Here is an 11,307-nt window from a genome sequence, read left to right as displayed (position 1 = left end):
CCCCCCCCCGAAATCCTTGCCGCGCAAGGAGAGGGAAGACGACCGGCCCTGCCGCCGAACAGCGACCCCGCCCCCCCACCCACCTCGTCGTCGCCGCCCGNTCGAAGCCCCACCCCAACGCACACCCAGACGAAGACCCCTCCTCGCGCCGCCGCCTGGTCGTCGCCGCCCGCTCGGACAGCGACCACCCACCGAGCACGAAGCCGCCCACACCCGCGCGACCACCACCGGGATCCCCAAGTAAGCGCACACCACAAGCGGCCATCACCGGCCTTCCGAGAGCACCGACCACCTGACCGCCGAACAGCGACCCCGCCCACTGCCTCCGGCCGATTACTGCCTCGGACCGACTACCGCATGGCGTCCTTGACCGCGGCCGCCACCGCCGGAGCCACGTGCGGGTCGAACACGCTCGGCACGATGTACGTCGCGTTCACCTGGTCCTCCCCGACGCTGTCGGCGATCGCCCGCGCCGCCGCCAGAGCGGCCGCGTCGTTCCACCCCCGCGCCTGCGCGTCCAGCAGCCCCCGGAACACCCCCGGGAACGCCAGCACGTTGTTGATCTGGTTCGGCTGGTCCGAGCGGCCGGTCGCCACGATCGCCGCATAGCGCGCCGCCTCGGTCGGGCTGATCTCCGGGTCGGGGTTGGCCAGCGCGAACACGATCGGGTCCTTCGCCATCTTCGCCACGTCCGAGCCCTTGAGGATGTTCGGCGCGCTCACCCCGATGAACACGTCCGAGCCCTCCACCGCGCCCGACAGGTCACCGGAGTAGCCGTCCTTGTTGAAGTTGTCGGCCAGCCACTTCCACGTCTCGTTGTCGGTCTCCATGCCCTCGTGCAGCGCCCCGTCCCGGTCCACCGGCACGATGTCACCGATCCCGGCCTTCGCCAGCAGCCGCATGATCGCCGTCCCCGCCGCCCCGCAGCCGACGACGGTGGCGCGCACCTCCGCGAACTCCTTGCCGACCACGCGCAGCGCGTTCGTCAGTGCCGCGAGCACCACGATCGCGGTGCCGTGCTGGTCGTCGTGGAACACCGGGATGTCGAGCTTCTCGCGCAGCCGCGCCTCGATCTCGAAGCAGCGCGGCGCGGCGATGTCCTCGAGGTTGATGCCCCCGTACGTCGGCGCCAGCGCCGTCACGATGTCCACGATCTCGTCGGTGTCCTGCGTGTTCAGGCACACCGGCCAGGCGTCGACGCCCGCGAACTTCTTGAACAGGGCCGCCTTGCCCTCCATGACCGGCATCGCCGCCTCCGGCCCGATGTTGCCCAGCCCGAGCACCGCCGAGCCGTCGGAGACGACGGCGACGGTGTTGCGCTTGATCGTCAGGCGCCGCGCGTCGTCGGGGTTCTCGGCGATCGCCATGCACACGCGGGCCACGCCGGGCGTGTACGCCATCGACAGGTCGTCGCGGTTCTTCAGCGGCACCTTCGGCTGCACTTCGATCTTGCCGCCCAGGTGCATCAGGAAGGTCCGGTCGGAGACCTTCTTGACCTCGAAGTCCGGCATCGCCCCGAGGATCTGGGTCACCTGCTCGGCGTGCGAGGCGTCGGAGGTGTCGCACGTGAGGTCGACGACCATCCTCCCGCTGTCCGAGGAGACCACGTCGAGGGCGGTGACGATGGCGCCCGCCTGCCCTACGACGGTGGCCAGGCGCCCGGCGGCGCCGGGGTCCGCCGAGAGCGCCAACCGGACCGTGATGGAGAAACCGGCGCTGGTCAGTCGCGCAGAAGTCATGCCACTCCTTGATAGTCACCACGTTGTGGACTACGAGAACGAATACCGGAAGGCCGAATCGCCACGCCGTGGGCCCGGGTACTCGGGTACCGGCAATTCTGCCACCGTCGCCGGGCTCCCCGTCCGGCGAGCCGAGCCCCACGTGGGGGACGTGGCCCGGCCCACTCCCGGCAGGGTCGGACGCGACACCGAATATTCGCTTCGTATCGAGGCGAATACGTGTCAAGCTTGAGGCGATGCAGATGGAGTATCAGAACTTGAACGAAGAATCTCCCGTGAACACCACCGAGACCCCGTCCACCGGAGAGCTGGACCTGGAGGCGCGCCAGGCGCTGCGGCGCGTCTCCGGTCTCGCCTCCACCGAGCTCGCCGACGTCACCGACGCCGAGTACCGGCGCCTGCGCCTCGAGCAGGTCGTCCTGGTCGGCGTGTGGACCGAGGGCACCGCCGAGGACGCCGAGAACTCCCTGGCCGAACTGGCCGCCCTGGCCGAGACCGCCGGCTCCGTGGTCGTCGACGGCCTCATCCAGCGCCGCTCCAAGCCCGACCCGGGCACCTTCATCGGCTCGGGCAAGGTCCGGGAGGTCAAGGACGTCGTCGAGGCGCTCGGCGCCGACACGGTGATCTGCGACGGCGAACTCTCGCCCGGCCAGCTGATCGCCCTCGAGAAGGCGGTCAACGTCAAGGTCATCGACCGCACCGCGCTGATCCTCGACATCTTCGCCCAGCACGCCAAGAGCGCCGAGGGCAAGGCCCAGGTCGAGCTCGCGCAACTCCAGTACCTCCTGCCGCGCCTGCGCGGCTGGGGCGAGGCCATGAGCCGCCAGGCCGGCGGCCGCGCCGGGAGCAACGGCGGCGTGGGCCTGCGCGGCCCCGGTGAGACGAAGCTCGAGACCGACCGCCGCCGCATCCGCGCGAAGGTCGCCAAGCTCCGCCGCGAGCTGGCGAAACTCACCGTCACCCGCGAGACCAAGCGCGATTCGCGCTCCCGCAACCGGGTGCCGGGCGTCGCCATCGCCGGCTACACGAACGCCGGCAAGTCGAGCCTGCTCAACGCCCTCACCGGCGCGGGCATCCTCGTCCAGGACGCCCTGTTCGCCACGCTCGACACCTCCACGAGGCGCTCTCGTACCTCCGAAGGCCGCGAGTACACCGTCTCCGACACCGTCGGCTTCGTCCGCCACCTGCCCCACCAGCTGGTCGAGGCGTTCCGCTCGACGCTCGAGGAGGTCGCCGAGTCCGACCTGGTCGTGCACGTCGTCGACGGCTCGCACCCCGACCCGGTCGGCCAGGCCGACGCGGTCCGCGAAGTGCTCGCCGAGGTCGGCGCCGAGGACGTCCCCGAGCTGCTCGTGGTCAACAAGGTCGACGCGGTCGACCCCGACCGCCTGCTCCAGCTGCGGTCGGACTGGCCCGACGCGGTGTTCGTCTCGGCGCGCACCGGCGAAGGCGTCGACAAGCTCCGCGACGCGATCGAGCGGGCCCTGCCGCAGCCGGACGTGTCCCTGCGGGTATGCGTCCCGTACGTGCGCGGTGACCTCGTCTCGCGCGTGCGCTCCCGAGGAGAGGTCCTCTCCACCGAGCACCGCGGTGACGGCACGGTGATGACCGTCCGGGTGGATCCCTCGCTCGCTGGGGAATTGCGCCCGTTCGTCCTTGAAACGGACTTATCTTCCGTGGTCTTGAACATGTCTCGCAGGGGGCCCGCTATCGTGCGGGCGTGTTCTGGAACACTTGCCTGATGCGAGAGCGCCGTGGGATACGTCCTGCCTGGAAGACGCGACTCGTCGCCGGGGCGGCCGGGGCCGTCCTGGCGGTGGCCGTGTCTCCGGCCCATGCCCAGGACGACGAGGGATCGGGTGCGGAGCGGCTCTGCGGCCTGCACGACTTCCCCACACAAGGGGCCTCGGGCATCACCAGCGCGGGCGACGACGGCTGGTGGGTGGTCTCCGGCGGCGACAACCAGGACACGACGCTGTCCGTCCTGCGCATCGGCGCCGACTGCAGCATGCGCCCGGACGACGAGGCCTGGATCGAACACGACCCCCGTGATCCGCAGGCGCTGGCGACCGACTCCGAGGGGTATCTGTGGATCGCCGACACCGGCGAGGCGCTCGACCGCGACAGCATCGCGGTCAACTGGGTCGATCCCGAGGACCGGACCGACACCGGGATGTACCGCTTCGTCTTCCCCGAGGGCCCCGAGGAGACCGAGGCCTTCGTGCTCCTCCCCGAGACCGACACCCCCCTGTTCATCACCGCGGGCGACGGCGAGGCGAACCTGTACGGGCCGTCCGGCGAGATGCTTGAGTACGACACCCCGATGGAGAACCTCGGCGCGGTCGCCCTCTCCGAGGGCGGCTCGGTCACCGGCGCGGCCGTCAACGCCGACGGCACGAAAGTGGTGCTGCGGACCGCGGACACCGCCTACGAGTGGGCCGTCGAAGGCGGCGACGTCGTCGGGGCGCTGACCGGCGCCGAGCCGACCCTCACCCCCCTCGCCAGCGAAGGCGAGGCCCAGGACATCACTTACGACGCCGAGGGCAACTTCAACACGCTCGCGCGACTGGACAGCGAAGACACCTTCGCCCAGATCGACAAGTACACCCCGGCAGCCCCGCCGGCCGCCGAACCCTCCGAGGAGAGCGGCGGCGACCAGGCCTCCGGAGGAGGCGACGAGGGCGGCGGCATCGTCGACTTCATCCTGGGCCTGGGCTTCGACACCATCGTCAGGATCCTCGCCGGCATCGCCGTGGTCGGCTTCCTGGTGATGCTCGGCGGCATCCTCGCCATCCGCAAGTCGCGGCGCGCCCGTGACGGCGCCGATGAGGACGACACCGAGATGGGCTTCGCCAAAGAGGAGCCCGTGTTCGGCGACGTCGAGAACGACCCCGTCGACATCGGTCTCGACAGCGGCCAGCCCGACCCCGAGGTCGGCCAGCTCGCCCAGGGCGGGGCCGTCTACGGCGCGCAGCGGGCCGAACCGAGCGGCAACGTCTACGGCGGCGCCAAGGGAGCCGAGCCGAGCGGGAACGTCTACGGCGGCGCGAGACCGGAGGCCTCAGGGAGCGTCTACGGCTCGGCGCCGCCCGAACCGCGGCCCGAGCCTCCCGCCCCCGCACCGGGCGGCGGGCGCTCCGAACCTCAGTACGGCGCCTTCGAAGGGGCAGGCCAGGGCAGCATCTACAACAACGCCGGCGAGTCCTTCGCGGTCGAGCCGCCCGCGGGCGGCGCCTACGGGGCTCCCCGCCAATCGGGCGGAGCGGTCTACGGCGGCGGCGAGGCGACGGGCTCGACCTACGGGAGCCCGCGCGAGCCGGGCGGCGCCTACGGCGGCTCGCCAGCGAACGTCGAGTCGACAGGGACGGTCTACGGCAGCGGGGGAGGACGGACCCAGGAGCCGGACGAGGACTACTGGGGCCCGCCTGACGGCGGCGGTCGGCGGCGTTAGCGGCGCACCCACTCACTGGTGCGGCCGCGCGCCGGTCGGATGGACGGTCAGATCTTCCGGAGGACGGCGACGACTCGGCCGAGGATCTCGGCCTCGGTGGCGTCGATCGGTTCGTACAGCGCATTGGCGGGCATCAGCCACGGCTTGCCGCCCTTGCGCTTCCACGTCTTGACGGTGGCCTCACCGTCGATCATGGCGGCCACGATCTCGCCGTTGAGCGCATCGGGCTGCTGGCGCACCACGACCCAGTCGCCGTCGGTGATGGCCGCCTCGATCATCGAGTCGCCCTTGACGCGGAGCAGGAAGTGGATGCCCTCGCCGACGAACTCCGCCGGCAGGGGCATGACGTCGTAGTCGCGCTCCTCGGCGAGGATCGGCTGCCCCGCGGCGATCTCGCCGACCATCGGGACGTAGCGCGGACGCGGATGCTGCGAGCAGGTCTGCACGCCCCCCGGCGTGGACTGCTTGACGCCGACGGCGCGCGGGCGCCCCGCCAGGCGGTTCAGGTAGCCCTTTCGTTCGAGCTGCTTCATCTGGTAGGCGACGCTGGAGGCCGACGCCAGGCCGACCTCGGCGCCGATCTCTCGGACGCTGGGTGGATACCCCTTGTTGTTGATGAACTCCTCGATGTACTCGAGGACTTGCTGTTGCCGGCGAGTCAGCTTGCGCGTCTTCGCTCGGGCTGTTGTGGTCTCGGTAGCCACAGGAAGCTCCTGTAAGACAAATGGGACGGTATGTCTGATTCCGACAATGTAACTCAGGCTCGGTGTCAAGTCAAACATTCGTGCGACTTCGGCGTGTCGCCGCACTCGCCTGAATGTGGGGCGGCTCGTGTCTCCGGGGGTGCAGTACGGGTGTTCGTATCGCATATGGTGAGCTGAACGCCCCGCCGAGGCCCTCCAAGATCACGGATGTGCCAAATCGAGCTATCATTGCCACTAGATCTTGTGGTTTGATGTATCGTCTCTCACTAGGTGTTGGGGTTTGAACCCCACATGCGGTGACCGAAAGCGAACCGAACCGCCGCGGAACCGGAATCCGGCCTCGCCGAGCAGGACAAGTCGACCCTCGAGAAGGAGAGTAGCGATGCGATGCCCTTACTGTCGTCATCCCGACAGTCGAGTGGTCGACTCCCGCGAGGCCGAGGACGGAAAGATCATCCGGCGCCGCCGGGTCTGCCAGCAGTGCGAGAAGCGGTTCACCACCGTCGAGGAGTCGATCCTCGCCGTGGTCAAGCGCAGCGGGGCCACCGAGCCCTTCAGCCGCGCCAAAGTCAAGCAGGGCGTCTGGAAGGCCTGCCAGGGACGGCCGGTCGACGCCGACGACGTGGCGAAACTGGCCCAGGCCGTCGAGGACGAGATCCGCTCACGGGGCGTCGCCGAAGTGCCGAGCCACGAGGTCGGCCTCGCGATCCTCGAACCGCTGCGCCAGCTCGACGAGGTCGCCTACCTGCGCTTCGCCAGCGTCTACCGAGGCTTCGAATCCCTCGAGGACTTCGAGGCCGCCATCGCGCAGCTGCGCGAGCAGCACGCCGCCGGCCGCGGCGACTGACACACCCACCGAACCACCAGGGCATGAGAGACAGGGGCGAGACATGCCGAAGACCGTGAAGAAGACCGCCAAGCAGCCAAGCGAGGGCCTGCGAATCGAACGTGTGTTCACTACGGAGGGGGTCCATCCGTACGACGAGGTCGAGTGGGAGTCCCGCGACGTCGTCATGACCAACTGGCGCGACGGCTCGGTCAACTTCGAGCAGCGCGGCGTCGAATTCCCCGCGTTCTGGAGCCAGAACGCCACCCAGATCGTCACCTCGAAGTACTTCCGCGGCGCCGCGGAAACCCCCCAGCGCGAACGGAGCCTCAAGCAGCTCATCGACCGCGTCGTGGGCGCCTACCACGCCGCCGGCGAGAAGAACGGCTACTTCGCCACCGCCGCCGACGCCCAGATCTTCGCCGACGAGCTCACCTGGCTCCTGCTCCACCAGTACTTCAGCTTCAACTCCCCAGTCTGGTTCAACGTCGGAACCGAAGCGGCCCAACAAGTGTCGGCGTGTTTCATCCTTAGTGTCGACGACACGATGGAGTCCATCCTCGATTGGTACAAAGAGGAGGGAATGATCTTCAAGGGCGGCTCCGGCGCCGGGGTCAACCTCTCCAAGATCCGCGCCTCGGCCGAGCTGCTGTCCTCCGGCGGCAACGCCTCCGGGCCGATCAGCTTCATGCGCGGCGCCGACGCTTCGGCCGGGACGATCAAGTCCGGCGGCGCCACGCGCCGCGCGGCCAAGATGGTCGTCCTCGACGTCGACCACCCCGACATCGAGGAGTTCATCGCCACCAAGGCCCGCGAAGAGGACAAGATCCGGGCCCTGCGCGACGCCGGCTTCGACGTCGACCTCGGCGGCGAGGACATGTTCTCGGTCCAGTACCAGAACGCCAACAACTCGGTGCGCGTCTCCGACGAGTTCATGCGCGCCGTCGAAGAGGGCACCGACTACGCCCTGACCGGCCGCCTCGACGGCAAGGAGATCGCCCGCCGCGACGCCCGCGAGATCTTCCGCAAGATGGCCGAGGCCGCCTGGGAGTGCGCCGACCCCGGCATCCAGTACGACGACATCATCAACGACTGGCACACCAACCCGAACACCGACCGCATCTACGCGTCTAATCCCTGCTCGGAGTACATGTCGCTCGACGACTCGTCGTGCAACCTCGCCAGTCTCAACCTCATGAAGTTCCTCGGCGAGGACGGCTCCTTCGACGTCGAGCGGTTCGTGAAGACCGTCGAGTTCGTCATCACCGCCATGGAGATCTCGATCTCCTTCGCGGACTTCCCGACCGAGAAGATCGGGCAGACCACCCGCGACTTCCGCCAGCTGGGCATCGGCTACTCGAATCTGGGCGCCCTGCTCATGGCCTCCGGCCACGCCTACGACTCGGACGAGGGCCGCGCGATCGCCGCGGGCATCACCTCCCTGATGACCGGCGTGTCCTACCGCCGCTCCGCCGAGCTCGCCGGCGCGGTCGGCCCGTACGCCGGCTACGAGCGCAACGCCGAACCGCACCAGCGGGTCATGCGCAAGCACGCCGCCGCGGCCGACGAGGTCCGCACCTTCGGCGACGTCGACGCGAGCATCCTGGAGGCCGCGAAGGCCGAGTGGGCCAAGGGCAACGAGCTCGGCGCCGTCAACGGCTGGCGCAACGCCCAGGCCTCGGTGCTGGCCCCGACCGGCACCATCAGCTTCATGATGGACTGCGACACCACCGGTATCGAGCCGGACCTGGCGCTGGTCAAGCACAAGAAGCTCGTCGGCGGCGGTTCGATGGAGATCGTCAACCAGACCGTGCCGCGCGCCCTCGCCAGCCTCGGCTACGGCGAGGAGGACAGCAAGGCGATCGTCGACTACATCGCCGAGCACGGCCACGTGGTGGGCGCGCCCGCGCTCGCCGAGGAGCACTACTCGGTGTTCGACTGCGCCATGGGCGAGCGGGCCATCTCCCCGATGGGCCACGTCCACATGATGGCCGCCGTGCAGCCGTTCCTGTCCGGCGCGATCTCCAAGACGGTGAACGTGCCCGAGAGCGCCACGATCGCCGACTTCGAGGAGATCTACTTCCAGGGCTGGAAGCTCGGCCTCAAGGCGCTGGCGGTCTACCGCGACAACTGCAAGGTCGGACAGCCCCTGTCGGCCAAGAAGAAGGAGATCGACGCCGCCGTCGAGGAGGTCGTGGAGAAGGTCGTCGAGGAGATGTCCTTCCAGGGCCCGGTGCGCCGCAAGCTCCCCAAGCGCCGCCCGAGCCAGACCACGTCGTTCACCGTCGGCGGGGCCGAGGGCTACATGACCTCGTCGTCGTACCCGGACGACGGCCTGGGGGAGGTCTTCCTCAAGATGTCCAAGCAGGGTTCGACCCTCGCGGGCGTCATGGACGCGTTCTCGGTGGCGATCTCGATCGCGCTCCAGTACGGCGTGCCGCTCGAGAAGTACGTCGAGAAGTTCACCAACATGCGGTTCGAGCCGGCGGGCATGACCGACGACCCGGACATCCGCATGGCCGCCTCGGTGGTCGACTACATCTTCCGGCGCCTGGCCCTGGACTACCTGCCCTACGACGAGCGGGCGGCGCTGGGGATCCTGACGACGGCCGAGCGCACGGCCGAGGTCAACGGTGAGGACCCCTCGAAGGTCAACGCCGAGTCCGAGGTCGACCTCGACCAGATGCGGGCCTCCGCGCCGATCGAGGAGGCCGCGAAGGAGCAGCTGAAGCTGGAGTCGAAGCCCGCGCGCGACGACGTCCTGAACTCGGCCCAGGCCAGGAGCCAGGACGCGCCGCTGTGCATGAACTGCGGCACGACGATGCGTCCGGCCGGCTCGTGCTACGCCTGCGAGGGCTGCGGCGCGACCAGCGGTTGCAGCTAGCCGTTCGAGGGCGGGGCGGGGAGCGCGAGGCGTTCTCCGCCCCGTTAATCGTTGGCGGCTCTCGGCGCCCTGGCCGATCATCGACGGATGCGTCCGCTCAGACACGGCTACACCAATCGCACCGCCGGCGACGGGGCGACGGTGATCAAGCGCTACGAGGGCCCTGACGCCGCTTCCCGGCTCGAACGGGAGCGGCTCGTGCTGACCGAGCTGCGAGGCGAGGTCCCGGTGCCGCCCGTGCTCGGTGCGCGCGACGGTGCCCTCGAACTCGGCTTCGTCGACGGCGCCCCCGGGCAGGAGCTGCTGGAGTCCGGTTCCGCGGTCGAGGTGCTGCGCTCGTGCGGCGAGGTCCTGCGGCGCATCCACTCGGTGCGTCCCGGGTTGGTCCACGGGGACTTCGGGCCGAACAACCTCCTGCTCGACCCGGGCACGTTCGCGGTCGCGGCGGTGGTCGACTGGGAGTTCTCCCACACCGGCGATCCGATCGAGGACCTCGCGTGGTGCGAGTGGGTCGTGCGGACGCACCATGCGGACCGTGTCGGTGCGCTCGACGACTTCTTCGCCGCCTACGGCGGGCCGGTGCCCGCCTGGCCGGTGCGCAGGGCCGCCATGCTGGAGCGGTGCGCGGAGCTCCGTGAGTTCTGCCACCGTTGGGAGCCGGGCGGAGCGGGGGTCCGGCTGTGGGAGGAGCGGGCCGAGGCCACCGCGGCCTGGCGGGCGTGAAAGGGCCCGGCCCCGCCGTGCTCGACGGCGGGGACCGGGCGTCTGTGTCGCGACGGGCGATGGGGTCACTCGTCGTCGTGCTTCTCCTTGAAGTCGTGGACGGCGCCGGCCGCCTTGTCGCGCGCGTCGTGGCCGGCCTCCTCGGCCTCGCCGACGAGCTGGTCGCGTTTGCCCGAGTTCTCGAGGTCTTCGTTGTCTGTGGCGTCGCCCACCTTCTCCTTGGCCTCGCCCATCTTCTGCTTGGCCTTGTCCTTCGCCTGGTCGAACCCCATGGCTCGTCCTTCCCTCGTGTGCGGACTTGCGGGTGGGGGAGTACCCGACCGGGTGGCGCCCAACCACCGAGGGACGCTGCCGATCGATTTTTCAGCACGATCGTGCTAGTTTTGTGGGGTGCGCAAGGGCGAACTCACCAGGCAGGCGATTCTCGACGTCGCCGTCCGCATGGCCCGCTACAGCGGCCTGTCGGGGCTGACCATCGGCTCCCTGGCCGCCGCCGCCGACATGTCCAAGTCGGGGGTCTACGCGCACTTCAAGTCGAAAGAGGCGCTCCAGCTGGCATGCATGGAGCGCAACGTCGAGCAGTTCATCGACGAGGTGATCAGGCCCGCGCTGGCCAAGCCGCGCGGCGTCACCAGGCTCCGGGCGCTCGTGGAGTACTGGATGCGCTGGTACGCCCGCCCGGGTGGCTGCCTGTTCCTGGCCGCCGCGGCCGAGTTCGACGATCTGCCCGGGCCGCTGCACGACCTCATGGTCACCGACCAGCGTGACATGCTCGACTCGCTCGCGAGGATCGCCTCCACGGCGGTCGCCGAAGGCGAGTTCCGTGAAGACGTCGACGTCTTCCAGGTCGCGCAGGAGGTCTTCGGCATCCTGCTGTCCTACAACTGGATGAGCCGCATCGTGTCCTCTCCGGACGCCGCCGACCGCGCGTGGGCGGCGTTCGATCGGCTCATCGACGATCACAGCAACTGACCAGGAAG

General features: G+C 69.4%; 9 protein-coding genes. 6 read left to right on the top strand and 3 right to left on the bottom strand.

Going from position 1 to position 11,307, the window contains the following annotated elements:
* Positions 1–350 precede the first annotated feature (350 nt).
* Positions 351–1,739: an NAD-dependent malic enzyme gene (locus YWW_RS31325; RefSeq protein ID WP_035701193.1), complete on the bottom strand. Its 1,389-nt coding sequence runs from the start codon at positions 1,737–1,739 to the stop codon at positions 351–353.
* A 242-nt stretch (positions 1,740–1,981) separates the two neighbouring features.
* Here YWW_RS31325 and hflX point away from each other — a divergent pair, with 242 nt between their 5' ends.
* Both hflX and YWW_RS0117790 read left to right on the top strand, forming a co-directional pair.
* On the top strand, positions 1,982–3,481 hold the full coding sequence (gene hflX / locus YWW_RS31320) for a GTPase HflX (protein WP_155830234.1): 1,500 nt from the start codon (positions 1,982–1,984) through the stop codon (positions 3,479–3,481).
* Positions 3,481–5,190 carry a dermokine domain-containing protein gene (locus YWW_RS0117790; RefSeq protein WP_026931165.1) on the top strand — a complete coding sequence of 570 codons (1,710 nt, stop codon included), beginning with the start codon at positions 3,481–3,483 and terminating at the stop codon, positions 5,188–5,190. Before hflX ends, YWW_RS0117790 begins: the two co-directional genes overlap by 1 nt.
* Before the next feature lie 47 nt (positions 5,191–5,237).
* On the opposite strand, the gene lexA is transcribed toward YWW_RS0117790, so the two are convergent.
* Positions 5,238–5,894, bottom strand: coding sequence for a transcriptional repressor LexA (gene lexA / locus YWW_RS0117785; protein ID WP_245595455.1), 657 nt, complete (start codon positions 5,892–5,894; stop codon positions 5,238–5,240).
* Between the two features lie 382 nt (positions 5,895–6,276).
* Here lexA and nrdR point away from each other — a divergent pair, with 382 nt between their 5' ends.
* The 3 genes from nrdR (at position 6,277) to YWW_RS0117770 (ending at position 10,327) form a co-directional block, all read left to right on the top strand.
* Positions 6,277–6,741, top strand: a complete 465-nt coding sequence (gene nrdR / locus YWW_RS0117780) for a transcriptional regulator NrdR (RefSeq protein ID WP_026931163.1) — start codon at positions 6,277–6,279, stop codon at positions 6,739–6,741.
* Positions 6,742–6,784: 43 nt separating this feature from the next.
* Entirely contained in the window at positions 6,785–9,604 is a 2,820-nt protein-coding gene (locus tag YWW_RS0117775) for a vitamin B12-dependent ribonucleotide reductase (protein ID WP_026931162.1), read from the top strand.
* 87 nt (positions 9,605–9,691) lie between these two features.
* A complete protein-coding gene (locus YWW_RS0117770) occupies positions 9,692–10,327 on the top strand; it encodes a phosphotransferase family protein (RefSeq protein ID WP_026931161.1) in 636 nt (211 codons plus the stop codon).
* 65 nt (positions 10,328–10,392) lie between these two features.
* Here YWW_RS0117770 and YWW_RS0117765 read toward each other — a convergent pair whose 3' ends face one another.
* Positions 10,393–10,599, bottom strand: coding sequence for a CsbD family protein (locus YWW_RS0117765; protein ID WP_026931160.1), 207 nt, complete (start codon positions 10,597–10,599; stop codon positions 10,393–10,395).
* Positions 10,600–10,717: 118 nt separating this feature from the next.
* On the opposite strand from YWW_RS0117765, the gene YWW_RS0117760 reads away from it, so the two are divergent.
* On the top strand, positions 10,718–11,299 hold the full coding sequence (locus YWW_RS0117760; RefSeq protein ID WP_026931159.1) for a TetR/AcrR family transcriptional regulator: 582 nt from the start codon (positions 10,718–10,720) through the stop codon (positions 11,297–11,299).
* Positions 11,300–11,307: the final 8 nt, after the last annotated feature.

It is taken from the genome of Glycomyces tenuis DSM 44171, from assembly GCF_000427885.1.
GTDB lineage: Bacteria > Actinomycetota > Actinomycetes > Mycobacteriales > Micromonosporaceae > Glycomyces > Glycomyces tenuis.
Note: the sequence above shows the minus strand (reverse complement) of the source record. Positions and strands in the feature narration are given on the sequence as shown.

Bases quoted from the DNA above. Each gene is read 5' to 3' on its own strand.
- YWW_RS31325 (WP_035701193.1), bottom strand. From the start codon at position 1,739: ATGACTTCTGCGCGACTGACCAGCGCCGGTTTCTCCATCACGGTCCGG.
- hflX (WP_155830234.1), top strand. From the start codon at position 1,982: ATGGAGTATCAGAACTTGAACGAAGAATCTCCCGTGAACACCACCGAG.
- YWW_RS0117790 (WP_026931165.1), top strand. From the start codon at position 3,481: ATGCGAGAGCGCCGTGGGATACGTCCTGCCTGGAAGACGCGACTCGTC.
- nrdR (WP_026931163.1), top strand. From the start codon at position 6,277: ATGCGATGCCCTTACTGTCGTCATCCCGACAGTCGAGTGGTCGACTCC.
- YWW_RS0117775 (WP_026931162.1), top strand. From the start codon at position 6,785: ATGCCGAAGACCGTGAAGAAGACCGCCAAGCAGCCAAGCGAGGGCCTG.
- YWW_RS0117770 (WP_026931161.1), top strand. From the start codon at position 9,692: ATGCGTCCGCTCAGACACGGCTACACCAATCGCACCGCCGGCGACGGG.
- YWW_RS0117765 (WP_026931160.1), bottom strand. From the start codon at position 10,599: ATGGGGTTCGACCAGGCGAAGGACAAGGCCAAGCAGAAGATGGGCGAG.